This is a genomic window from Aminobacterium thunnarium, assembly GCF_055390565.1.
In genome coordinates, this window is record NZ_AP042412.1 from 1,842,974 (window position 1) to 1,868,534 (window position 25,561).

Genomic DNA, 25,561 nt, shown 5'->3' on the forward strand with positions numbered 1-25,561 from the left:
TTCTTTTTTGCATATCAAAGGGGGTGAATCATTGACAAAGGAAAAAAGAAATCAATCTGTATTTTCTGTCATCAAAGCTTTTCAGATTTTAGAGCTACTAAATCAAAAGGGCTCTTTAACCATCTCTCAGATTCACTCCACTCTTCACTTCAATAAAAGCACTATATCCAGACTACTAAACACTCTTACTGAACTTGGCTATACACAAAAAATATCTCGTAATGCTGGCTATGTTAACACATTAAAACTTTTTGAAATGGGGAACAGAGAAGTCGAACGGTTAGGAGTGCGACGAATGGCACAACCATATTTGAAACATTTAGCCTGCGAAACAAAAGAAACCATAAACCTGGCTGTTTTATCTGGAATGCACTTAATATACATAGACAAAATTGAAAGCCCCGATGCCATCAGAGTAGGGTATGGTTCAAGCAAGAGAATACCTGCCTATTGCACGGGGCTAGGAAAAGCTATTCTGGCTTTTATGTCTAAAGAAAAACAAGAAAAACTGCTTGTAAACGCTGAATTCGTTCGTTTTACTCCCACGACAATCACTTCTCAAAAATTATTTAAAAAAGACCTCGACGAAACAAAGAAACGTGGTTACGCCTATGACAACTGCGAATATGAAGAGGGCTTAGCGTGTGTTGCTGCTCCAATAATAAATGCAGGAGGAGAAGTTATTGCCTCTATAAGTATTGCATATCCACGTGCTCGATATGTAAATAACCCTGAAGAAGAACAACGATTTGCCCATTTAATTTGTACTGCCGCCCGGTCCTTATCTCTCGACCTGAGCTATATGGGAGACAATCTTATTTTTTAAAAGGAGGCGTGGGAAAGAAATGAGAGGGGTATTTTATTTTATTTGGTTTATTCTGGGGAAAATACAACGTTACATCATGGTTTTAACATCTCTTGTTCTCGTCGGCCTCGTCATTACACAAGTTCTATTGCGTTATATTTTTAAACTGCCAATTATGGGAATTGAAGAGCTTGCCTGTTTGGTCGGCTTCTGGATGTATATGACTGGGGCCGCTAATGGTTCAAGAGAAAGAAGCCATATTCAAGCTGATTTGCTTCACGTTCTCATTAAAAATTCTCGCGCTTTTGCCTGGGCCAAAACTTTTACATCCACTCTCGTCACTATTCTCGCATTTATCATGACATCTTGGGCATGGAACTATGTTTCATGGTCTTTTAAAAGCTGGGAACGCTCTCCTGCCTTAATGATTCCCATGATTTTTGCACAAGCAAGTCTTTTGATCAGCGCATCGCTCATGAGTTTTTATTTTTTAATCATAACCATCGATTTCGCGCGCCGTGCATTAGGAAAGCCCCCGCTATGTCTCCCTAACGAAAATTATGACTGGCAGGCCTTTAAAAAAGAAATTGCTATGGAAAACAACCTTGACAGTAATTTCTGTGAAAAGGAGGAAACATACTAATGCACATCATAATAGACCTGCTTATTCTTATAGTAACGATCATTATTGGTATTCCTGTTCCCTTCTGTTTTATGGCTGCAGCTCTTTATATGGGGCTTGTCTTTTTCCCCGATTTCTCCTTTTTAATGACAGTGGGATTCAGAGGTCTTAATTCGCTAACGTTACTCTCCATTCCCTTTTTCATAATGGCCGGAGCCCTCATGGGATCTGCTGGAATAGCCGAAAGGTTAACTAACTTTGCCAATTCAATGCTTGGGCGTATCAGAGGTGGAATGGGAGCCGCTACAATCGTAGCTTGTGCAATATTTGGAGCCATTTCCGGAACAGCATCCTCCGCTGTCGCCTGTATTGGAACAATAATGATTCCGCGATTAGAAGAATTAGGCTATCCAAGACAATACAGCACAGCCATGGTCAGTTGTTCTGCCGTTCTTGGGCAACTTATACCACCGAGTGTCCCCATGATTCTTTATGGCTGGGTTACTCAACAATCAGTAGCTGCTTGCTTCTTATCAACAGTGGTTCCGGGTATCCTCACCATGACCCTTTTCTGTATTATCAACTATTTCATGTGTAAGAAATTTCCCAATCTGCAAGTTAAAGGTAAGGTTCCACGAAAAGAACGCAATCAGGAAATTTTCATAGCAACGAAACGTGGATTCTGGAGTTTACTCATGCCTTTCATTATATTGGGAGGTATATATGGCGGCATTACAACACCTACCGAATCTGCAGCAGTTGCCGTTCTTTATGCCATCATCGTTGGGTTCTTTATTCATAGGGAACTTAACAAAAACATCTTAAGTGACGCCCTCCATTCCTCTGCAACTACGAGCGGCGTTATTATTCTTATGCTCTTCTTCGTCACCATACTTGGACGCCTCTATACAATGCAACGTGTCCCCATGCTCATTGCAGACTTTCTTCTCGGTGTTTCTGATAATAAATACGTTATTTTGTTCATGGTCAATATTTTCCTCATCATCATAGGAATGCTTATGGACGATTTGAGCGGAACAATGCTCGTCGCTCCCCTTCTCATGCCTCTCATGCTGAAAATCGGGGTCCATCCTATACACTTTGCAGCAATACTGGGAACCAACCTCGGGCTGGGGAACGTTACGCCTCCAACAGCTCCCATCCTTTATCTTGGCGGTCGTATAGGAGGAGTCAACATCGATGAATATATTAAGCCAGCTCTTATTTTCATGATCTTCGGATCTGTACCCATCGTTCTCCTTACAACATATTTTCCCGAACTCTCTATGTTCCTGCCTAAATTAATTATGGGAATTAAATAAAGGAGGTGGTTGCTCTCTGTATAGGGCATAAAAAGATTCTAACGCGGCTCGTAACCAATAGGCAATTTCACAAGATGAAACGGAGGTGCGATTATGGCCCACAGGAAACGTTGGTGTCTTCTTTTCGTTTTACTATTTGTCGTTGCCACTATCTTTACAGTTTACACGCAACAAGCTGAAGCAGCCAAACCTAAATATCGTTGGCGCATGGCCCAGGTTCACCCAGTAGACAGTGATTTTGACATTCGCGCAAAAGAATTTGCAAGAAAGGTTTCAGAAAGGACAAATGGCCAGATTCAAATTGATGTTTTTTCTGGCGGCGTTCTCGGAGATTGGACAGAAACTTTTGAAATGCTCATGCGGGGAACAATAGAACTCAACATGGCCCAAGCCAATGCTAACTTCGATCCCAAACTCAATCTTGCATACTACTTCCCATACATCGTCAAAGACATTGAAGAAGCAAAGAAAGTATATGGACCAGATGGATGGGCTTTCGACATTATTAAAGACCTCTGGGCAGAACATAACATAAAAGCTCTAGCCGTCATGCCTATAGGGATGTCTGGTGTATCTCTGAAAACAAAACCTGCAAATTATGCAGATCCATCAGAAAGCAAAGGCATGAAAGTCAGAGTAATGCCAATAAAACCCTGCGAGGCAACATATGAAGCTTTAGGATATATTCCTACCCCCATACCCTATGCAGAAGCTTATAGTGCTATTCAGACAGGAATAGCAGATGGGCAGATGGGAGGACCTCCCTTCCAGGCCTGGCAGTTTAAAGACGTCAATAAAGTATGGATTCAGTACAACGATTACTTTGAATCGTGGTGGGTAGCCATCAATATGGATGTATGGAATAAATTAACTCCCGAAGAACAGGAAATTTTACAACAAGCGGCCAATGAAGAGTCTGTTATTCGTTGGGAAAACGTAGCTAAAGAAGACGAAGAATACCGTCAAAAGCTAAAAAACGAATACGGCTGGGAAATCGTTATGTTAACGCCGGAAGAATTAGATACATGTGCTACTGCGATAAGAGAAAAAGTTTGGCCTGAAATGGAAGAACTTGTAGGTAAAGAAATCATGGATCGTGTTTATGAGGGATCAGGAGTTTCTCGTAAGTAGAAATCCGTAACCCCATTTTAACAAGAGAGCTTTACAGTGAAATATAGACTGTAAAGCTCTCTAAAACATATATAAGGGGATGAATATTATGGCTTTGAATATACCCAAATGTTTAGAGCTCGTGAATATTGATAAGGAAATGACATCTCCTGCTGCAAAAGTTCCATACTACCCCCTTGTTGTTGATCGGGGGAAAGGTGCAACTGTTATAGATGTTGACGGGAATCACTATATAGATCTACTTTCCAGCGCAGGAGCCGTAAACACAGGACACTGCCACCCTAGAATTGTCGATGCCATAAAGAAACAAACTGAAAATCTTATACTTTATACCCCTGTCTATATGTATCATGAACCACTTATACAACTCTCGCAAAAGCTGTTTGACATAACACCTGGAGAATATAGGAAAAGGGTCTTTTATGGTCTTTGTGGTTCTGACGCCAATGACGGAACAATAAAAATGGCCAGAACAGCTACAAAAAGGAAAAAAATCATCTCTTTCTACCGCGCCTATCATGGAAGCACATATGGTGCTCTTTCTTTAAGTGCCGTCAGTCTGCCCATGCACCGAGGGCTCGGACCACTTCTTCCCGAAATTCACCACATCCCATATCCAGATGTATATCGTACTCCGTACAGTGGAATGGATGAAGATGATGTAACGAAGTATTGCGTAGAAAGAATAAATGAACTTTTTAAAACATGTGTACCAGCTGAAGAGGTCGCAGCCATATTCTTCGAGCCTATACAAGGGGACGCCGGTCTTATTGTTCCTCCTAAAAGCTATGTTAAAGCCCTAAGACAAATCTGTGATACCTACAACATTCTTTTCGTCTCGGAAGAAGTGCAACAAGGCTTCGGACGTACCGGGAAATGGTTTGGTATAGAAAACTTCGATGTAGTTCCTGATGTTGTTGTTATGGGTAAAGCTATTGCTTCGGGAATGCCTCTGGGGGCAGTGGTTGCAAAGGCAGAATTGATGGAACAATGGGAAGCTCCTGCACACCTTTTCACTGCAGCTGGAAATCCCGTATGTTGTGCTGCAGCATGTGCAACTGTCGACGTCATCAGAGATGAAAAGTTAAGAGAAAATGCAACGGCTATAGGAGCCTATGCTCTCGCAAGATTGAAGGAAATGCAGAATCGTTTCGAATTTATTGGAGATGTACGAGGGATCGGGCTTTCCATTGGAGTAGACCTCGTAAAAGACAGAGAGACAAAAGAAAGGAATACAGAAGCTGCCGCAAAAATATGTTACCAAGCATGGCAAAAGGGGCTTCTACTCTCTTTCTTTAGTGGTTCTGTGTTGAGAATACAACCTCCGCTCGTTATTTCGAAAGATCAAATGGAGAGTGCACTTTCAAAGATAGAAGAGGCTTTTGAAGATTATGAATCTGGAATTATACCTGATAGTGTATTGGAGACAGTGAAAGGTTGGTAAGAGGAAATGGATGAAAAAATTATAAAAAAAGGAAGCTGGGTTCAAATTCATTATATCGTTCTTCAACCATCTGAGCGGGCAGACAATGTACCCCAAGATACTAAACAAGTTCCTCTTGAACTCTGGGTCAAAGGTTATTTAGACAATGACGCTCCCATAGGGAGCAACGTCACAATAACAACAATGACAGATAGGAAAGTGCAAGGAACCCTCGTTTCTCAAAATCCTCCGTATACTCATACCTTCGGACGCCAGATTCCAGAACTTCTTTCTGTAGGAAAAGAATTACACGCCCTCATATCGAAGGCAGGTGAAAAGGCATGAACTCCGTATTCGACTCTGTTGCTGAGAGAAAGAACGAAATACTAAAAAAGGCTCTGGGAATTGATTACTCTGAATTTGAACTTCCCGGTGTCGCTTTCGACTATGAAGGCATGATGGGGAAAATAGGATATACACTCAATGAAATTCGATCTATTCAAGCCGAGACAAATATTGGTAATACTCCCATGCTGGAGCTACGCAACCTTACAGCAGCAGCCCGAGCTCTAGCTGGACCAGGCAAAGGAGCCCGCATTTTTGTAAAAGATGAAGCAACAAACCCTTCTGGCAGTTTCAAGGCACGACGTGCGGCCATGTCATGTCATTACGCTCAACAAAGAGGATATGCCGGTGTTATAGCAGCGTCAAGCGGAAACTACGGAGCAGCTGTTGCATCTCAAGCAAACATGAGGAATCTAAAAGCCATTATCGTACAGGAACTCTTCGACAGCCATCATGTCGGACAACCTGAAATTCTAGAAAAAGGCAGAATTTGCGAAGCCTTCGGAGCAGAAGTTGTTCAGTTGACAGTAGGACCTGAACTTTTCATAGAATTTTTACGCCTTCTTGATGAAACGAGTTATTGCAGCGCCTCGCTATATTCCCCCTTCGCTATAGCGGGTATAGAAACACTGGGATACGAAATAGCAGATCAGGTAAGAAGTATGTGTAATAGAGATCCCGACGCTGTCGTTATTACAAATGCCGGCGGAGGAAACCTGACGGGAACAGCCAGAGGCCTTGAAAAAGCTGGGTGTACAAACACGAAGGTCATAGCAGCCAGCGTAGACATCACAGGACTCCATATGGCAAGTGACAAGGCTTTTAACAGAAAATCGTTCACCACAGGACACACTGGTTTTGGCATGCCCTTCTCTACATGGCCAGATAGAACAGACGTTCCAAGAAACGCAGCACGGAGTCTTCGCTATACAGACAGATACGTTACAGTTACCCAAGGTGAAGTTTTTTATATGACAGAAGCTCTGGCCCAAATAGAAGGTCTGGAAAGAGGCCCTGCAGGCAACACCTCTCTTACAGCAGCATTTTCGCTTGCACAGGAAATGGATAGAGATCAGGTAATCGTCGTTCAAGAAACTGAATACACTGGTGCAGGAAAACACGTAACAGCCCAGCTCTCTTTTGCACGGGAAAAATTAGGTATCAATGTAAGAAGAGGGAATCCGAAAGAACAGATTCCAGGAGAAAATATTATCATTCCAGAAGGCCCCGAACTCGTAAAAGCTCAAAATGTTGATCTTGACGACCTCAAACGCTCGTACTGCAAAAACATTTTGAAGATGAATAATATGTCAAAAGAACAATTGACAGAGGCGGATATACAATTTATCGCCGAAGACACAAAATCAACAAAAGAACATATAAAAAAGCTATTTGTCCTTTAGCTTGTACAGATTCAATAATAGAAGGAGCAGGAAGCCACAAAATGGCATCCTGCCCCTTTAGTGTTGGAATATATATCTTACCTAGTTATCCTTTCCGCAGTACCTTTCCATTCGTATGTCCGGTAAAATTGCCAAACTCCATTGTTTTTACTCCATTGACAATTACATATTCAATTCCCACCGGCTCTTCGAAAGGATGTTCAAAGGTTGCCTTATCATCAACAGTATCTGGATCAAAAATAACGATATCAGCATCCATTCCCTCTCTGAGAATGCCCTTAAATTGAAGCCCTAAACGGGATGCCGGAAAGGCTGTCATCTTCCATATTGCGTCTTCCAGAGAAATACAATGTTTGTCTCTTACGTATTTTCCCAAAACTCGAGGGTTAGTTCCAAAGGTTCTGGGGTGGCTCTTTGCTCCTGGTGCCGGTGGAATAGAGTCTGAAATAACCATGACATTGTTGTTTTTCAGAACGTATTCCACATCATCTTCACACATCATCGAATAACAAGCTGCATCGTCTCCCTTATTGGCAGCAATAATATCCATTGCTATGTCAAGAGGATCTACGCCTGTCATTTCTGCAATTTCTTTCAACGACTTGCCTTCATACTCTGGAGTCTGAGGAGAATATATAACTGTCACTCCGCTAGCTCCTCCAGAATTTTGGTAGTAATTATCCCAAGTGACATCTTCTTCTATCTCTTTAATAATTCGACTTCGAAGAGACTTATCTGCCAATCTTTCAATAACGTTCATAACTCCCCCTTCATGAACCCATGGAGGTAAAATTGCCCGTAGAGTTGTACTGGCAGATGTGTAGGGATATTGATCTACAGTCACATCAACACCACGTTTCCGCGCATCTTCAACTAAAGCAAGTGTCTTTTTCACAAGTCCCCAAGCACTTCTTCCCAATGCTTTATGATGAGAAATCTGGGCTGGAATACGATTTTCTTCTGCAATACGAATAACTTCTTCAACTCCCTTTACAACATCTCGTCCTTCATTTCTCATATGTGATTGATACAAACCATTTTTCGAGGTCATAGCAGAACATAACTCAACAAGCTCCTCTGTTGAAGAATAGACTCCGGGAGGATAAACAAGTCCACTCGTTATACCGTAAGCCCCTTGCTCTATAGATTCAGAGACTAATTTTTTCATCTCTGCCATTTCATCGGAAGAAGGCTCTCTATTATCAAAACCCATAACAGCTATTCTGATAGTTCCCTGCCCTGCAAAAGCAACTATATTTGTTCCCAGATTCAGGTCTTCCAAAACATCCAGCCACTCACCGAAACTTCTCCAATTCCAGTCAGCGTGAGTTCCCGCCTTAATGAATCCAGAATAAATATCAAGTTTTTCAACTTGCTCTGAAGAAATGGGAGCTGGGCTTATTCCACATTGACCGATCCCTTGTGTCGTTACTCCCTGTTTCAATTTTGATTGCATTACCGGATCTCTCAACAAAAGGAAATCAGAGTGCGTATGAACATCAATAAATCCAGGGGCAACAATATGATCTTTAGCATCGATAACTTCAAACGCATCTGCTGCATACTCAGGAAGATCACTGCCTACATATCTGATTTTGGAATCTGTAATGCCAACTCCCCCTCGATACCATGGAGAACGAGTGCCGTCAACAATTCGTGCATTTTTTATGTAGATATCGAATCTCATAAATCGTTTCTCCTTTCAGACTACATTTTTATTTCTTTGGGATAAACTCGACCAAACCACTGCATAATAATTCCCTTAGGAGGTTTCGGCGTTATGAGGCTTACTCCCACAGTAAGAACAAGCGAAACGATAAGAGATATAACGATTGCATGCATTCCAAAAGTAATAGGAAGATATTTCCCGGCAGCTAAAATATATGTAAGCAACCCACCAAGCATACCTGCGGCTCCTCCATATTCATTGGTTCTCATCCAATACAAACCTAAAAGAAGGGGCCAGAAAAAGGCAGAGGCAAGACCTCCCATAGAGAAAGCAATCATCCACTCTAATGCATGAGGAGGTTTTATAGCAGCTATGAAAATGAGAATGCAGGTTATTACAGTCGTAAGCACTGTCACTTTTTTCAACTTTTCATGTGAGACATTGGGGTTTATATAAGCCTGATATGCGTCTCTCACAATGCTTGAACTAATAACGATAATCATTGCTCCCACTGTTGACTGAATAGCACCAGCAACTCCGGCAAGAGCAATACCAGCGAGCCAAGGGGGCAACACTGTCATGGCAAGAATAGGTACAGCATGATCTACCACTTTAAGGTCAGGATAAATTGCGCGAACCATGTTCCCCATCCAAATAAGCATTACTGTCCAGAGAACAACGAAAATGACACCTAAAATAATAGCTTTGTGCATAGCCTTTGTATCTTTATAAAGAAGGGTATTCATAGCCGCATGAGGCATTCCTATTGAGACGAGACCAAAAATAATCCACATTGAAGACTGGAATTTAATATTCCATGTCCATGGAGATATAAGCTTGGGATCTAGCTCTCCTATGCTCCGAATAGCTAGCTCAAGAGGACCTATGTGAGCGAGGGCCCCAAAGAATAAAGCAAATACAGCTGCCGTCATAACAATTCCCTGAAGAACAACAGCCGTCGTTACGCCCTTAATTCCACCAAATGCAGCTACAACAAGAACAACAACTGAAAATAAGACAAGTCCCAGCAGATATGACAGCCCCGTCATCGATTCAAAAAGTCGGGCCCCTCCCACAAATTGAGCCACAACATAGCTTCCCAAGAAAAGGACGATAGCAATAACGCCGCCAATTCCTACCATTTTGTTATGGTTATAACGATACAAAAATAAATCCAGATAAGATTGCGCATTGATTCTACGAGCAACAATTCCTACCTTTTTCCCTATCTCTCCCAAAACGCAAAAGTTCATAAAATTTTGAGAAAGAGCCGCAAGAACCCAAGTCAGGCCGGCACTATAAGCAAGCCCCGGACCGCCAAGAAAAGTACCGGCACTACATAACCCTGCGGCTATCATGAGAGCAATGACCAAAGCTCCCATTCCCCGGCCTCCCGTATAAAATTCTTCAACATACTTATCCACAGATGTTTTATCCATTGCTCGCTTGGAATAAAGGCCAATTACAAGCATAGCAGCAGAATACAAAACAAAAGCAGCTATAATCGCAAATCTAGCTTCGTTATTTACTGTGAATTCCATTGCAATGCTCCTCCTTATTTATTAAGAGATCCTTCGTCTGTTAAATCCATATCTTGAAAAACAAATTTTGTAATGAATATAACCAGAGCTGTAAAAAGCAAACTTATCAGAATAGCCATAAACCACCAGAGAGGTAGACCTGCAACATATGTATAATCCTGCACATCTCCACGTCCTAACAAATACGAAACTCCAATGGAAATTACTGCGAAAAGAATCCAAACAAGAAAAGTAATTTTCATTTCTTTGGCGCAACGAATGAAACGAGGGTCAACTTCAATGTCATCGAAACTGTAATTCCGGTCATAGAATTCTTCTTTGTTCATTATTTCCCCTCCCGTCTAAATATTTAAATAAAAACAACAATGTCTACATATTACTCAAGAATAATCAAAAAAATTTTGTTAAAATAAACAAAAAAGTTTAGTTTTTTTATTCAAAAAAATAAATTGGGGGAGGTTACCTATGCAAGTAAAAAATCTTTTTGATATTCCCGAATTAAAAGGAATCAAACTCCTCTCTGGAACAAAGGGGTTAAAACGCAATATTGAATCGGTCACAATTTTTGATGCGCCAGATCAGGCTTCATGGATTAAAAAAGGTGATCTTGTTTTAACAACTGGATACATTTGGTATCAAAATCCCAATATAGAAGAAATAAATAAGTTTTTGAAAAAAATATCTGAAAATGAAGCTGCCGGCCTTGGAATAAAGCTCGGACGCTTTATAGAAGAAATTCCTGAAGAAATTCTAACTTTCACCGAAGCACTCAACTTTCCCCTTTTCTCTTTTCCAATGCATCTTCGGTTTGTCAATATAATTTCTCCTGTCCTCACAAGACTCGTTAATTCGCAAGCAGAGACACTTAATAAATCTATAGCTATACATTCGTATCTTTCAAATCTAGCTATCGAAACAAATGACACCACAGAAATATTGACAGCGCTAGAAAAAATTTTGCAGCGCCCTATAGCTTTTTTTGACAGACATTTTGATAAAATTTTTCTTTCATCCTTTCGTAAGGATTCCTTTCCTCATCTTATAAACAGAATGTCAAATTCAGAAACAAACTTAGAAAAGATAATCAGTGGATATCCTCGTGAGCCTCTATATATCGGGGGAAAACATGTTGGTGACATTCTTTTTTCTTCATCAAAAGAAAGCAATTTAAGTGAGGTATTGGTTAAAAATACTCTCAATCACGCAAGTACTCTTCTAAAATTCGACATTCAAAAACGGATATCAATACAGCAAAATGAACAAAAATACCGAGATGAATTTCTTCTGGACCTTATATTCTCTGAAACGATAGAACTTGAGGGAATAAAACTGAGAGGCCAATGTTTCGGATGGGATTTAGATAAAGGAGTTGTTGTTGTCGCGATCAACTTCAAACCATCAATACACCCCTATTCAAATATAAACGAAGATATTTTACGAGGCCTTCGAAACGCCTGTTTCTCAAAAATCAAAAGTATTATGAAAGAAGTGTGGGAAGCTTCTTATTACACAATCGTCAACCAGACCATTTTATTTGTCATCTCCTTACATAAAGAAGACTACTCTCATTTCAAGCAAACACTAAAAAAACGACAACATGAAATCGATAGTATTGCGCAACGTCAACACTGTTATCTTAATGTCGGAATTGGAGGCTATAAACAATCTTCAAACCTTACTCATGCAAGTTATAAAGAAGCTTTTCAAGCATTGTTATATTCTGAGAAAAAGGAACATTCCGATACGGCTCCGTTGACTTTCTGGGATGAAATGGGAGCATATCAAGTATTAATAAAACTCTCTGCAACAGCAGATGGAGAGCGCTTTTGGAGATCTATGTTAGAAAAGATAATAAAAAACGATAATACTTACCGAAGTCACTATTTCGAAACCCTTTCCAATCTTCAAAAAACAACTGGGATATGAAAGAAACAGCCCATAAAATGCACGTTCATCCTAACACTATTGCATATCGAATTGCCCGAATAGAAGAATTATTTGACATAAATATAAATGCAAGCGATCAGCGCCTTTTGCTGGATCTTGCTTTAAAGCTTAAAGATCTATCAAGCAAATAGTTAAGACAAAAGCCAGGTTTTTTTTAAGAGACCTGGCTTTATTTATTTACCAAGCAGCAATTGAACCATCAGCCCGGGGCTCGGTTGCTCCTATCAACGTTCCTTCAGAGGTTCTCAAGATAATTTCTCCCCGCCCAAAAGTATTTGAATCAAGAGCCATACGAATATGATGTCCAATTCGTTGTAATTTTTGCGCTACCGAAACGGGAAACCCCGGTTCAATAGCTACATCCATATCGCCAACCCACTGCCATCGTGGAGCATCAAGAGCCTCTTGTGGATTCATTGCGAAATCCAGCATATTCATTACAACCTGAACATGTCCTTGCGGTTGCATATATCCCCCCATCACACCAAAGGGACCTAAGGGGTCTCCATCTTTCGTTATAAAGCCAGGAATAATCGTATGATAAGGACGTTTACCAGGAGCTAATACATTGGGATGGGCCGGATCGAGAGAAAAGCCCTTTGCCCTGTTATTTAAGGCAATGCCAGTTTGCGGAATCACAATACCTGACCCAAAACCGGTGTAGTTACTCTGTATAAATGAAACCATATTTCCCTGTTCATCAGCAGTACACAAGTAAACCGTTCCGCTCGCTTCAGGATTTCCTGCTTCAGGTATAGACGCCTGGTCGTGAATGGAATTGCGCCGTACATCACCATAATGATCAGAAAGCATTTCTGTTACAGGAACATGGCTAAACCGTTGATCGGCCACATAACGATGGGCATCAGCAAAAGCCAGCTTTATTGCCTCAATCTGTTTATGACAGGTCTCAGCACTTCGCTGAGAGAAGGAAAATCCCTTCAACATATTGAGGGCCATCAAGACTATAATTCCCTGGCCATTAGGAGGAATCTCCCATATATCGTATCCTCTGTACTGCACAGAGATGGGATCAACCCACTCTGGGGAATGTCGCTCAAGATCTTCAGAGCTATAAAAACCACCAGTCTGATTTGAGAAATCTAAAATTTTCTCGGCAATCTCCCCAGTATAAAAGGCTTCTCCTTCAGTTTTTGCTATGAGATCAAGGGTATGGGCCTGCTCTCCACAACGCCACAATTCACCTGCACGAGGAGCCCGGCCTTTCGGACAAAAGGTTTCAAACCAGGGATTAAACTCTTTTCCATGAAGTAGCTTTACATATTTTTCGTAAGCCAAGCGCCAATTATGAGCCACTGTTACAGCCACTGCATGCCCATTACGTGCATACGTTATAGCAGGGGCCAAACTTTCAGCCAATGAAAGATTTCCCATTTTACGAGCAAGAAGCGCCCATGTTTTAGGTGCTGCCGGAACCGTAGCGGAAGCCCATCCCTGCTCTGGAACCTTCTGCCATCCCCGCTCTCGAAAAGCATCTGCATCAAAAGACAACGGAGCAGCACCACTACCGTTTATGCCGTGGAGAACTCCATCTTTCCAGATAAGAGCAAAGTTATCGCTCCCCAAACCGTTACTTGTAGGCTCTACAACAGTTAAAGCTGCTGCCGTAGCAATAGCTGCATCAACAGCATTTCCACCTTTTTTCAATATATCTAACCCAGCCTGAGCAGCTAAAGGATGGGATGTAGCCACCATCCCTCTGGAACTATAGACAACATTTCTTCGCGACGGATACTTATAGTGGTAAGGATCAAAATTCATGTTTATCACCTCAAATCCATTATGAAGTATATCCTTTTACGCCTTCTCTCGCACCTCTCTATCAAATTCATGTTGCGAAACAACATCCAACGTTTCAGATACGTTTTTAAAATGTATCAGCATTTCCCTTTCAGCTAAATCAGGTGCCCCCATGTCTATAGCGTTAAGAATGGCTTTATGAATAGTTGTAGCTTTCTGAATTTGTCCAGGATTTTTTACAAGTTCTATATTCGACTCTAAAAGCAGCGGCTTCATGCCTTGAAGCATATCAACCAAAAGAGAATTCTGTGTTGCTTCGGCAAGAGCTTCATGAAAAGCATAATCAGCTATAACATACTTTTCATTTTCATCCTGACATGAAAGAGATTCTTCAAAAATAGAATGCAAGGAAAGCTTAGCTTCCTCTGTAGCTCGCTCTGCAACAAGGCGAACAACACCTACTTCTAATATTTTCCGTACTTCCACGAGTTCCATAAAGGAGAATTTTTTCAATAGATAACTAAACTTCAAATGGTCAGCAAGAATATTAATATTATTGTTCAGATAAATACCATCATTTGATCGTATATCTAATATCCCCATATATTGAAGTGCCCGTATGGCCTCTCTGACCGAAGATCTGCTTACAGAAAAAATTTCAGCCATCTCTCTTTCCGGCGGAAGTTTTTCCCCAGGCTTTATTTCTCCTCTTAAAATTATTTCTTTTATCTGTCGAATAATCTGTTCTGAAATAGTACTCTTCTCTATTTTTTGTAACATTGCAAACTCCTTCGTCTAGGAAAAATAATATCAACGGCCGTTGTCTTCATAATGTGTTCGCTTTGAAAAATAGGCAGAAACCTCAAATGAACACGAGATTTCTGCCCTTCTCTTACAAAATTATAAAAGGAAAATCTGAATCGTTGTCTTAATCTTAAAAGACCTATTTATAAGCTTTCGCTGTCTCTATAGCAGCTTTATTTAAAATATTAAAGGGCTTTTCTCCAGAAAGAACTTTGCATGCAGCTTCTGCTGTTTTTGTTTTCAAATCTGCAAAAAATTCATTTGACTTGTATCCAACGTGGGGGGTGAGAACTACATTTTCGAAGGAGAAAATTTCCATACTTGTATCTTTAAGAGGATCTCCCTCGATAACATCCAGTCCTACTGCTCCTATTTTATCCTGCTTTAGTGCGTCAACAAGGTCATCGTAAGAAACAATGGGGCCTCGTGCAGTATTGACTATCAGCACATCGTCTTTCATCTTATTAAAAGCTTCAGTATTTAGCAAATGGAATGTATCCTCCGTACAGGGGACCATAATAGAAATAACATCAGAAATTTTGTAGAGTTCATCGAGATTCACACGCTTAACATTATTCTCTTCAAATACAGTGTCAGGAAGAAAGGGATCATATGCAACAATGTCAAAACCAAAAACTTTTGCATATTCTGCTGTCTGGCGAGCAATTCGACCAAACCCGACAAAACCAAGGATTTGTCCTTTAAGTCTCTTTATGGGATAACCAACAGAATCGTCCCATCTGCCACTACGGATAGCTCGATCATACAAAGCTACTTTTCTTTCCAAGGCAAGGATCAGAGAAAAGGCGTGACTGGCTACTTCTCCCACACCGTAATCTGGAACATTGCAAACGAGAACTCCATGTTTTGAACAGGCGTCCATATCTACTGTATCTACACCAACACCAAAGCGGACAACAACCTTACACTTCGGCAACTTCTGTAAAAGGCTCTCTGTAATATCAGAATAAACCACCAGAAGGCCATCGGCATCTTTAGCCTGTTCTGCCAATTCCTCTTCATTACGGCAATTTAAAATCTCAAAATCAAAACCATACTGCTCACAAACTTTTTTGGGTAAATCAAAGGTTTCTCCAGGATAACTATATCCATCGGTTACAACTATCTTAGTCATTACATTTCACCTCTTAAAATAATAAGACTCTCTATTTAGCAAGCATTTGCGGCAATAGAAGAGATACCGCAGGGAAAATAACAATAATCAACAATGTAACCATAAGCACCAACAACCACGGAATGATGGCCTTGGAAATCTTTTCCATTGAAATATTTGCAATACCGCACGTTACAAAGAGGTTGACGCCAAGAGGCGGGGTTATGAATCCAATAGCGAGGTTAACAACCATGGCAATACCGAAGTGAACAGGATCGACACCTATGGCCGTCACCACCGGAAGAAGAATGGGAGCCAAAATAATGATGGCTGCAAGAGTTTCCATAAAGCATCCTACGAAAAGCAACAATAGCATAATCAGAGACATAACCACAAACTTGCTGCTTGAGAAGGATATAATAGCCTCTGCCAAGCGTGTAGGAATCTGTTCAAAGGTAAGAATTCTGCCAAAGCTCGTTGCTGTTCCTATAATGATCATAACCGTAGCCGTTACAAGTGCAGCAGAAGCGATAACGCTAGGAACGTCTTTTAAAGAAAGATCTTTATAAATAAAAACTCCAACGAAAAATCCGTAAATAACTGCAACTGCTGCCGCTTCTGTGGGAGTGAATATGCCACCGTAGATTCCTCCAAGAATAATTACAGGAACCATAAGAGCCCATTTGGCCTCATTGACAACTTTCCATTTTTCCTTAGAGGTGTACTCGATTTTTTCTCCACAATATCCGTGCTTTTTCGAGTAAAAATATGTCCATCCAATTAATGCCAACCCAATAAGCATTCCCGGGACAAAACCTGCAATAAACATAGTACTTACAGAGACGCCTGTTGATACGCCGTAAATAACCATGGGAATGCTGGGCGGAATAATAACGCCAATACTTCCAGCTGAAGCAATAAGTCCAGAGGTAAATCCTTTATCGTATCCTCTGCGAAGCATCTCTGGAACCATAATGCCTCCAATAGCAGCAACTGTTGCCGGCCCGGAACCGGATATGGCCGCAAAGAACATACATGCCACAACTGTAACTATTCCAAGACCTCCTGTATATTTTCCGAAGAAAATATTCGCTACTTTAAGAAGTCGTCTTGATATGCCGCCTTTCCCCATAAGTTCGCCTGCCAAGATAAAAAAGGGAACGGCCATTAGCGGGAAAGAATCTGCAGAGGTTGTTAAGCTTTGAGCCAAATAGCTTACGCTCACGTCTCCGCTATAGACAATTGTTGACATAGCTGCCAACCCCAAGGCTATTCCTATGGGTGTATTTAGTATGAGGAATATAACAAAACTACCAAAAAGAATAAGAGATACCATCGTAAATCCTCCAATCAAACCTTCTTGCTTACTCTGCTGCCGTCACGCTATCCGTCTTTTCAGAGAAGTTGCGTATCTTGCGAATAAGGCTCTGAATCAATCGGATACATACAAGAGAGAATTCCACCGGAACAGCCATATAAACAATCCACATGGGAAGTTCCATTCCAGGAGACAACTGTCCCAGATTCTGAATGGTATTGCTTACTTCAAAGCTCTTGATAACGATAATGACGGCAAAGAACAAGAAAAGTAGATCAGAGATAATAAGAAGAACCTTTTGCCAAAAAGAAGAAAGAACTGTTAAAACCGCCTCAATTTTGACATGCTTGTCTTTTTTAACACCGTAACTTATTCCTATATATATCATCCATATAAACATATATCTGGCCAACTCTTCAGACCATGAAAGGGATGATTTCAAAACGTATCTCATGAAAACTTGAATGCCTATGATGATGCTCATCCCGGCAAGAAGAATGATGACAAGTATTTCCTCGAAATAGTCATCTAAAAAACGAAACAATTTCATAGGGAAAATCTCCTCTCATTTAAAAGCCTTCCGCAGAGAGCCCTCTTTCTATTCCCTGCGGAAGGTATATTTCTAATGCTTAGCCGCAATAAGGTTTATTTTGACGAACCAACGAAAAGGTCAACTATTTCAGCACTTGCCTTTTCTTTCACCATATCTGCGACTGGAAGGAGTTTCTCTTTAAATTCGTTTCTCTGCTCATCGTTAAGTTCAACGATCTCATTACCAAATTCAACAAGTTTCTGTTCAGCATCCACATCATTCTTCATGGCTATTTCACGTTCATAGTCAACAGCTGCTTTAGCGGCTTTATCGACAATCGCTCTATTTTCGTCAGACAGCTTGTTATAGAAATTCTTGTTAATAACCATGACGTATGTTGTGTAGATATGCTGAGTTTTGGTGATATATTTCTGAATTTCATTGAACTTCGCTGCATGGATAAGCTCGAATGGGTTCTCCTGACCATCAACGGTCTTTTGCTGCAATGCTGTGAAAAGTTCTCCAAATGCCATGGGGGTGGGGTTAGCACCAAGAGCCTTCCATGCTGCAAGATGAACGGGGTTTTCCATTGTTCTTAATTTAAGGCCGTCCAAATCAGCGGGAGATTTTACCGGATTTTTACTATTGGTCAAGTTTCTGAAACCATTCTCAAAATATCCAAGTCCCTTAAGATTGAACTTATCAAGAGTAGCAAGCAAAGTCTGACCGGGATTACCATCAAGCATCTGATAGGCATCGGCTCTATCCTTGAACAAAAAGGGAATGTCGAGAACAAAGAATTCTTTGTCAAAAGCAGCAAGAGGAGAATTTGATGGAGCTGTCATCGTAAGATTGCCCATCTGAACAGCTTCTATTAACTCTTTGTCACCGCCAAGCTGCTGATTAGGATAAATTTTAACGGTCATTTTCCCGTTCGATTCAGCTTCGATAACCTCTTTAAACTTAACCCATCCCTGATGCATTGCATTTGATTCAGGAACACCATGCCCTACGCGAATCTCCAATTTTTTGGCAGCCAAAGCTGCATCAACTCCGGTAGTTGCAAGAAATGCGAAGACGACAAATACACATAAAATTCCCCAAACCATATTTTTCAAATTTTTCACTTGTCATTCCTCCTGGCCGAAATCGATTATCAGCACTCTACTCTGCTGAAAAACCGTCTGTATTTTCATTTTGTCTTGCAGTATTTTCCTTTTACGAAACTAACACCTCAAAAGAGAAGCGCTCTTTCAATCTTTTCGCTTCTGCTTCCACTTGCTCTTTCTCAGGAGCCACTACATCGTTTAAAGAATATGTGCGCCCCAATTTGGTATATTTGGATACTCCCAAACGATGATATGGAAGAAGATGAAGTTCACTGGCTCCTATTTCTTTAGCAAATGCTGCGGTCTCATCCAAATTGCAACCATCGTTATAGCCTGGAATCAGTGGAAGGCGAATAATTATTCGTCTTCCACTTTTGGCTATTTTCTCTGCATTCGCAAGAATAAGCTCGTTGGGAGCCCCTACAACTTCTTCGTGGCGGCTTGAATTCATCATTTTGATGTCAAAAAAGACAACATCCGTTTTTTCAATAACAGGAGCCATAAGGTTCCATTTTTGAAAACCAGATGTTTCTATGGCCGTATTGAAACCATGCTCTTTAGCGACAGTCATCAACGCTGTTGAAAACTCCGGCTGCATGAGCGGTTCCCCTCCAGAAAGGGTCATTCCCCCTCCAGATCTTTTGTAGAAAACACTGTCTTTCTCAACAACACGAATAACGTCATCAACCGTAACCACTTTTCCGACCATTTCCGACCCCATCATCTCAGGAGAAGCATTCTGAGACTCTGGGTTAGCACACCAGGGACACCGAAGTGGGCATCCTTTCAGAAAAACAATAGTCCGAATTCCCGGTCCATCGTGAAGGCTATATCTTTGTATATTGAAGATGCATCCGTTAAGCGTACGAATTGAGTTATCCACAGCCCTCATCACCATTAGACCGTCTGGTGTTCTGTTCTTCGAATAATGTCGTCTTGAAGTTCTTTATCCAACTCGACAAAACGAGCACTATACCCTGCTACGCGAATGACCAGATCTTGATAGTTTTCAGGATGCTTCTGCGCATCTCGTAACGTAGCTCCATCTACAACGTTAACCTGAACTTCCTGACCTTTAAGATCAATAAGATATGCGCACACAAGGTCTGCAAACTTGTGAAGGGCTTCATCCCCATCCAAAGCTGTTCTGCTAAACTTTAAATTCAGGACGTTGCCTTCCATAAGTCGTGTCTGATCGATCTTGCTCGCAGATTTAAGAACCGCCGTGGGGCCTTCTTTATCTGCACCATTCGATGGAGACATGGAATCAGATACGGGCATTGTAGCTTTTCGACCATCTGCCGTAGCTCCTGTCTTCCAACCATGGGGAACTGTAGCCCCCAAGGTCAAAATCATCGATGTGTAGGGTCGACCATCAATATCCTTATGTCTTTCAATCTCATCGAAAGTAAGGTTGGTCATTGTCTGAACCATGGCGTCAGCATCTTCATCGTCGTTGCCATACTTAGGTGCATCAAGCAACATCTTCTGAATTTTTATCCCGTTTTCCCCAGCGAAGTCACTATCCTGAGCACTCTTTAGTTCCGCCATAGTTATTTGTTTATCGTCAAAAACCACTTTCTTCACAGCAGCCAGGGAATCGGAGGCCGTTGCCATCCCCACGTGAAGAATAGGTGTGGCGCCCCAAAGAGATCCACCCCATGTCATATCCTTACCGCTCTCAATACACCCCTCGATCAGAGCTGAAAGAAACAAATGAGGAGTTAGATCTCTTTGGACCATATCGACTACTGCTGCGTTGATAACCTGTTGAGTCACAAAATAGTTCATCTGGGCTTTCACTGCATCAATGACACTATCAAATGACTTGAAGTCGTTGATATTGCCAGTTTTAGGTCCAATCTGTTCTCCAGTAAGTCTATCAACGCCATTGTTAAGAGCTAAATCAACAACTCGGGCAACGTTAAGGAAGCCACCATTTACACGCCCCTGGAAGCCGCGAGGAGCAAGCTCAACGCAACCTACAATTCTAAAGTCTCGAACTCTATCAAGAGGCATATCGGGAAGAGTTCTATGAATGGCAGCCATACAGGCATCATCACCGAACATGGCAGGAACACCTGTTCCAAGTCGTACGATTTCAGCAACCCTCAAAATAAAATCCTGAGGGGTTTTCTCATTGAAACGAACTGTAAACTGAGGGTTCGTCAAACGGATATGCTCCTGGCTGTTCAACATAAGATAGCTCAGCTCGTTAACGGCATTTTCTCCTTCAGGAGTCTGCCCGCCGATAGTCAAATTCGGAGTCATCGGGAAACCCGGATGAATACGAATAGACTCACTATCCTGAACTTTGATAATCTCGTTGAATTTGAGCCAGAGGCAGTCAAGTAATTCTTGTATTTCGTCGATGGTATAACGACCATCGGCTATATCTTTTACATAGTAGGGATAGAGATATTGATCTAATCTTCCAGGAGAAACGGAATCTCCGCTAGTCTCTGTCTGAATGATCAGCTGCATAAACGCAACGGCCTGAATAGCATCCCAGATATCACGGGCAGGATTCTCAGGAACCCATGAACAGACATCGGCAATCTTTTCAAGCTCACTCTTCCGAGCAGCATCTTTTTCTTCTGCAGCAAGACTTCTTGCCTTTTCCGCATACCGTCTGGCATAGCCGATAACGGCATCGCAACATACAAGAAGAGCTTCATAGAAAAGTCTCTTATCAAGATCTTCTGCTGTCGTTAAATCAAGTTCGCTCAGCTTCTGACAAATCTCCTCTTTAATTCCTTTAAGCCCGACCTTCAAAAGCTTGGGAATATCGTAGGCTACGTGACCATATCCGTTACGCTCAAAGAGATCACGAGTGAACATATAGGCATCGCGCACCCGTTTCGTCTCTTCGGGAAGCATGGCACGATAACGCTCATGAAGAGTTTTTCCATGCCAATATGGGAAGATTCCCTTAAGATCGTCTTTTACTTTCTGAGGAACTATAAAGGTATCCTGAGTTCTTGTCTCAAGCATCTCGTCTATCTCTTCTTCGAGCCATGCCGTTGCATACTCAGGGAAGAGTGGCGCAGATCGTCGCCCGTTACTACCATGACTACCGACTATCAATTCGCCATCCCAGATGTTTTGCGTCATATGATCCATTATTTTCTTAAAAACCAGCGCTCTTCTCATAACCCGTGGAGTATTTTCAGTTTCCTTATATGCCTCTGTAACAAGCAAGGCGCGCTCGCTGCACAGAATCGGCTTGGCGGAAACCACATCTTTACGCATATGGGCTATACGAGGGCTTATCTGTTTTCTAAAAACACTTTCGTCATAGGAAATCTCTGACCGTGTCATCAATATGCCTCCCCTTAGGAGTTAAGCATTAACTGTGCAATACTTTTCAACGTACCGTCCAATACGGCGAACAGCTTCTTTGAGGTTATCCTCAGATGTTGCAAATGATATCCGGATAAAGCCCTCTCCCATTTTTCCGAAGTAGGATCCGGGAACAGTAACAACCTGCTCTTTATCGAGAAGATCGATAGCAAATTCTTCTGATGTTTTACCTAATGCGCTTATATTCGGGAAAGCATAGAAAGCGCCAGCCGTTTTAGAACAGGAAATTCCAGGTATCTCATTGAGTCCGTCAACAACAATATCTCTTCTGCAAGTATATTGTTTCAACATATCCAGAGTGGCTTCCTGACTGCCAGTCAAAGCTTCCGCTGCTGCGTGCTGTATAAAGGTAGGAATACAGTCTGTCACAGCCTGCTGAAGGCAGCACATATTATTGATAATCTCTTCAGAAGCAACGGCATACCCAATGCGCCAGCCTGTCATAGCGTATGTTTTGGAAAGGCTGTTAACGATGATGACATTGTTGCGTATCTCGGGGAATTGCGCAGGAGACACGTGCATGGCTCCATCGTAAAGAATGCTCTCGTAGACCTCGTCAGAAATAACCATAAGGTCATGCTCTCTTACTACCTTTACGATTTTGCTCATGGTATCATAATCAATAACTCCTCCTGTTGGGTTGCATGGGGAGTTCAATACAAGGGCGCGAGTTTTAGGTGTGACGGCCTTCTCGACGTCCTCAGCCTGGAGCCTGAACTGGTTCTTTTCGTAAAGGGGGACCAACACGGGCTTCAGGCCTACTACGTGAAGCTGCGTTAAGTAGTTTGAGTAGTATGGGTCTGTAACAAGAACTTCATCGCCAGGATTGAAGTTTGAAAGGAAAGCAAGGAAAAGTGATTCCATACCGCCTATAGTTCCAATGACATTCTCCGGCTTAATTTCCAGTCCCATCTCTCTTTTGTACTTCTCAACAACAGCCTCTCTAAATTCAATGGCGCCAATATTACTTGAATAATGGGTCAAATTTTCATCAAGAGCTTTTTTAGCTGCTTCCTTAACATGTGCTGGCGTATCAAAATCGGGTTCGCCAAAGGCTAGGAAGATCACATCTTTATACTTTGTTGAGAGTTGTGCCATCTTCCTGATGCCAGAAGCAGGAAACCCTTCTAGAACCTTCGGTGTCTTCATTTCTTTCACGTCCTTAGTAATACTGAATATGGTGCTACTTCTTAAGAATCTTACGTGCTATTTCTTCAAACTCTCGAAGCTCGAGAAGATCACTCTTTTCGAAGGCCTTCGCTTTTACAGCGTTAACTATCTCTAACTTCAACTCTTTATCATTAGTAGAGAGTCCCAACTGTTCAAGGTAAATATCTACTGTCGGAATCCCGCTCATCTTGCCGATAGTTACTTTCGCATCAGGATGTCCTGTTAAACCATAGAGATAGGGAGACAACTCCAAAGGAGCCTCTTCAGCTGCGTTCTTATACCAGCCTGCAACGATTCCAGACTCGATATCAGCCACATGATCTCCGACGATTCCACGGTTCTGGCGAACTGTAAGGCCTGTCATATCACGAAGGAACTTAGAGAGGGGGTACATCTTATCGTAATTCAAGCCTGTGTCTACGCCATACATAGTGAGAAGAGCCAAAGCAACATCTTCGTAGGGAGCATATCCAGCCCGTTCGCCTATTCCGGAAATAGTTGTGTGAGCTATATCCGCTCCAGCGGCCAAACCAGCAATTGTATTAGCAGCACCCAAACCATAATCATCGTGGAAGTGAATTCCGATTGGTTTATCAGGAATACGCTCCTTAACCTTATGAATCAAATAAGGAACTGCGTGAGGATTCAAACCACCCATAGTATCGACTACGGTGAGTTCATCCATATGACCCTCTGTAGCAATCTTCTGAATCAGGTTGAGGTAATCGTTAATATCAGTTCTGGTTCCATCAATTGTGAAGAACGAAACATACATCCCGTTTTCATGAGCGAATAACGTCGCATCAATAGAGAGATCAATTGTCTTCTGCATATCCCAACGGTAAGCATATTTCACTAAGTGATCGCTTGTGGGAACCTCCATAACGATATGCTTTACGCCACAATCCAAAGCCTTCTGAACATCAACTTTCATGCAACGGGCAAAAGCAAAAATAGTTGGGCCAAGATTTCTCTTTACGATCTCACGAATAGCAGCTTCATCCTGATCTGAAACAGCAGGCATACCAGCTTCAATACGATGAATACCAAGCTCAGCCAACTTCTCTGCCAACGCAATCTTCTGATCTTTATTGAAGATCAAACCAGACTGCTGCTCTCCATCCCGAAGGGAAACGTCATGAAACTGAAGATTCTTAGAAAACTCGACCCCCTTTCTGGCCTCTTCGGAAAAGTTCCACGGACTCGTGTACCAATCTTCCGTCATCCACGGTGTTTTTGTTTCCAGAAATTTCATAAAAAACGCACCTCCTGTTTTAAAATGTAACGATTAATAGACCAATAAAAGTTAATGGTCTGACCATTAAAAACTACCTTTATTTACGCCCCAAACCTCGCCGATATTGCCGCAGTTACTTCACGAAGTTTTCTTCCAACTAACGCTGATTTTTCGTCGTCAAAACGGAATGCTGGAGCAGATACGCTTATAGCACCTATGGGATAGCCCTTAGAATCACAGATAGCAGCCCCTACACAACGAATTCCCGGCTCGTTTTCTTCTATTTCTTCGCTATAGCCAAGCTTTCTCCATTTAGCAATCTGATCGCGCAAGACCTCTTTGTCAGTTATGCTGTTGGGAGTACGGGGAGTAAATTCTATTTTTTCCATAAACTCGTTAAAAACATCTAAAGGAAGAGCAGCTAAGATAGCTTTCCCAGCGGATGAACTGTGAAGTGGTAATTTGGACCCTACTGCTGAACGGGTGATGAGAGGCTGAGGACTTTCAACTCTTTCGAGATAATAGCCTTCTCCATTTTCGAATATAAAAAGATGAATCGTCTCTTCTGTAAAAGCTAATAATTCTTTTAAGAAGGGAGCACTTACTGCTGATAAGCCAGAACGTTTTCTATAAGAATTAGCCCAAAGAAGAACTCCAGGACCTATTTGATATTGGCCACGCTCGTTCTTGAGAACGAGACTATAACCTAATAGAGTATTCAAAATTCTATGAACTGTCGCTTTCGATAACTCCACCGAACGGGCTATTTCAGAAACTCCAATAGCCTCTTGTTTTTCAGAAAGAAAACCCATTATTGAAACTACTCTATCAACTAATTGCAAACTATTTTCTGCCATTTTCTCACCTCCTGGTTCCGCTCAGAGAAACGCATGTCCATTCAGTGGTACAAGACAAGGGTACACCCAAAGATTTCTTTTTGTCAAG

Annotated in this window: 23 protein-coding genes; 9 read left to right on the top strand and 14 right to left on the bottom strand. The window is 41.7% G+C overall.

Annotation, left to right across the window (positions count from 1 at the left end; translation table 11 throughout):
- Positions 1 to 31 precede the first annotated feature (31 nt).
- From ACZ5GY_RS09130 to ortB, 7 genes are all read left to right on the top strand, one after another.
- Positions 32 to 826 carry an IclR family transcriptional regulator gene (locus ACZ5GY_RS09130; RefSeq protein WP_213691328.1) on the top strand — a complete coding sequence of 265 codons (795 nt, stop codon included), beginning with the start codon at positions 32 to 34 and terminating at the stop codon, positions 824 to 826.
- A gap of 19 nt (positions 827 to 845) precedes the next feature.
- Positions 846 to 1,448, top strand: coding sequence for a TRAP transporter small permease (locus ACZ5GY_RS09135; RefSeq protein WP_213691327.1), 603 nt, complete (start codon positions 846 to 848; stop codon positions 1,446 to 1,448).
- Positions 1,448 to 2,749, top strand: a complete 1,302-nt coding sequence (locus tag ACZ5GY_RS09140) for a TRAP transporter large permease (protein ID WP_213691326.1) — start codon at positions 1,448 to 1,450, stop codon at positions 2,747 to 2,749. The genes ACZ5GY_RS09135 and ACZ5GY_RS09140 overlap by 1 nt, the downstream gene beginning before the upstream one ends.
- Before the next feature lie 93 nt (positions 2,750 to 2,842).
- The gene (dctP, locus tag ACZ5GY_RS09145) at positions 2,843 to 3,880 is read left to right on the top strand and encodes a TRAP transporter substrate-binding protein DctP (protein ID WP_213691325.1); all 1,038 of its coding nucleotides are present in this window, start codon (positions 2,843 to 2,845) and stop codon (positions 3,878 to 3,880) included.
- A gap of 88 nt (positions 3,881 to 3,968) precedes the next feature.
- On the top strand, positions 3,969 to 5,324 hold the full coding sequence (locus ACZ5GY_RS09150) for an aspartate aminotransferase family protein (RefSeq protein WP_213691324.1): 1,356 nt from the start codon (positions 3,969 to 3,971) through the stop codon (positions 5,322 to 5,324).
- A gap of 6 nt (positions 5,325 to 5,330) precedes the next feature.
- Positions 5,331 to 5,648 (top strand): 2-amino-4-oxopentanoate thiolase subunit OrtA, encoded by a 318-nt coding sequence (ortA, locus tag ACZ5GY_RS09155; RefSeq protein WP_307879784.1) that lies wholly within the window; start codon positions 5,331 to 5,333, stop codon positions 5,646 to 5,648.
- Positions 5,645 to 7,051, top strand: a complete 1,407-nt coding sequence (ortB, locus tag ACZ5GY_RS09160; protein ID WP_213691323.1) for a 2-amino-4-oxopentanoate thiolase subunit OrtB — start codon at positions 5,645 to 5,647, stop codon at positions 7,049 to 7,051. Before ortA ends, ortB begins: the two co-directional genes overlap by 4 nt.
- An 85-nt stretch (positions 7,052 to 7,136) precedes the next feature.
- Here ortB and ACZ5GY_RS09165 read toward each other — a convergent pair whose 3' ends face one another.
- The 3 genes from ACZ5GY_RS09165 to ACZ5GY_RS09175 are packed head-to-tail and all read right to left on the bottom strand — an operon-like array spanning position 7,137 to position 10,587.
- A complete protein-coding gene (locus ACZ5GY_RS09165; RefSeq protein ID WP_213691322.1) occupies positions 7,137 to 8,738 on the bottom strand; it encodes an N-acyl-D-amino-acid deacylase family protein in 1,602 nt (533 codons plus the stop codon).
- A 20-nt stretch (positions 8,739 to 8,758) separates the two neighbouring features.
- Positions 8,759 to 10,261, bottom strand: a complete 1,503-nt coding sequence (gene panF, locus ACZ5GY_RS09170) for a sodium/pantothenate symporter (protein ID WP_464111768.1) — start codon at positions 10,259 to 10,261, stop codon at positions 8,759 to 8,761.
- A gap of 14 nt (positions 10,262 to 10,275) precedes the next feature.
- Positions 10,276 to 10,587 (bottom strand): YhdT family protein, encoded by a 312-nt coding sequence (locus ACZ5GY_RS09175; protein WP_213691320.1) that lies wholly within the window; start codon positions 10,585 to 10,587, stop codon positions 10,276 to 10,278.
- A gap of 139 nt (positions 10,588 to 10,726) precedes the next feature.
- Between ACZ5GY_RS09175 and ACZ5GY_RS09180 the strand changes: the two genes are divergently transcribed.
- Together ACZ5GY_RS09180 and ACZ5GY_RS09185 are read left to right on the top strand one after the other, a co-directional pair.
- On the top strand, positions 10,727 to 12,187 hold the full coding sequence (locus ACZ5GY_RS09180; RefSeq protein WP_464111769.1) for a PucR family transcriptional regulator: 1,461 nt from the start codon (positions 10,727 to 10,729) through the stop codon (positions 12,185 to 12,187).
- A gap of 17 nt (positions 12,188 to 12,204) precedes the next feature.
- Positions 12,205 to 12,339, top strand: coding sequence for a helix-turn-helix domain-containing protein (locus ACZ5GY_RS09185; protein WP_464111770.1), 135 nt, complete (start codon positions 12,205 to 12,207; stop codon positions 12,337 to 12,339).
- Positions 12,340 to 12,385: 46 nt separating this feature from the next.
- Here the strand turns inward: ACZ5GY_RS09185 and ACZ5GY_RS09190 are convergent, their stop codons facing one another.
- The 11 genes from ACZ5GY_RS09190 to ACZ5GY_RS09240 form a co-directional block, all read right to left on the bottom strand.
- On the bottom strand, positions 12,386 to 13,990 hold the full coding sequence (locus ACZ5GY_RS09190; protein WP_464111771.1) for a gamma-glutamyltransferase family protein: 1,605 nt from the start codon (positions 13,988 to 13,990) through the stop codon (positions 12,386 to 12,388).
- A gap of 36 nt (positions 13,991 to 14,026) precedes the next feature.
- Positions 14,027 to 14,749 carry a FadR/GntR family transcriptional regulator gene (locus ACZ5GY_RS09195; RefSeq protein WP_213691317.1) on the bottom strand — a complete coding sequence of 241 codons (723 nt, stop codon included), beginning with the start codon at positions 14,747 to 14,749 and terminating at the stop codon, positions 14,027 to 14,029.
- 163 nt (positions 14,750 to 14,912) lie between these two features.
- Positions 14,913 to 15,908 (bottom strand): C-terminal binding protein, encoded by a 996-nt coding sequence (locus tag ACZ5GY_RS09200; RefSeq protein WP_464111772.1) that lies wholly within the window; start codon positions 15,906 to 15,908, stop codon positions 14,913 to 14,915.
- Between the two features lie 31 nt (positions 15,909 to 15,939).
- Positions 15,940 to 17,223, bottom strand: a complete 1,284-nt coding sequence (locus ACZ5GY_RS09205; protein WP_213691315.1) for a TRAP transporter large permease — start codon at positions 17,221 to 17,223, stop codon at positions 15,940 to 15,942.
- A gap of 28 nt (positions 17,224 to 17,251) precedes the next feature.
- On the bottom strand, positions 17,252 to 17,755 hold the full coding sequence (locus tag ACZ5GY_RS09210) for a TRAP transporter small permease (protein ID WP_464111773.1): 504 nt from the start codon (positions 17,753 to 17,755) through the stop codon (positions 17,252 to 17,254).
- 95 nt (positions 17,756 to 17,850) lie between these two features.
- Positions 17,851 to 18,864 (bottom strand): TRAP transporter substrate-binding protein, encoded by a 1,014-nt coding sequence (locus ACZ5GY_RS09215; RefSeq protein WP_213691313.1) that lies wholly within the window; start codon positions 18,862 to 18,864, stop codon positions 17,851 to 17,853.
- A gap of 91 nt (positions 18,865 to 18,955) precedes the next feature.
- Positions 18,956 to 19,729 carry a glycyl-radical enzyme activating protein gene (locus ACZ5GY_RS09220; protein ID WP_213695621.1) on the bottom strand — a complete coding sequence of 258 codons (774 nt, stop codon included), beginning with the start codon at positions 19,727 to 19,729 and terminating at the stop codon, positions 18,956 to 18,958.
- Between the two features lie 14 nt (positions 19,730 to 19,743).
- Entirely contained in the window at positions 19,744 to 22,167 is a 2,424-nt protein-coding gene (locus ACZ5GY_RS09225; protein ID WP_213691311.1) for a glycyl radical protein, read from the bottom strand.
- A 21-nt stretch (positions 22,168 to 22,188) separates the two neighbouring features.
- Positions 22,189 to 23,358: a pyridoxal phosphate-dependent aminotransferase gene (locus tag ACZ5GY_RS09230; protein ID WP_213691310.1), complete on the bottom strand. Its 1,170-nt coding sequence runs from the start codon at positions 23,356 to 23,358 to the stop codon at positions 22,189 to 22,191.
- Between the two features lie 34 nt (positions 23,359 to 23,392).
- The gene (locus ACZ5GY_RS09235; RefSeq protein WP_213699569.1) at positions 23,393 to 24,634 is read right to left on the bottom strand and encodes a LeuA family protein; all 1,242 of its coding nucleotides are present in this window, start codon (positions 24,632 to 24,634) and stop codon (positions 23,393 to 23,395) included.
- 83 nt (positions 24,635 to 24,717) lie between these two features.
- The gene (locus tag ACZ5GY_RS09240) at positions 24,718 to 25,473 is read right to left on the bottom strand and encodes an IclR family transcriptional regulator (protein ID WP_213699568.1); all 756 of its coding nucleotides are present in this window, start codon (positions 25,471 to 25,473) and stop codon (positions 24,718 to 24,720) included.
- Between the last annotated feature and the right edge of the window lie 88 nt (positions 25,474 to 25,561).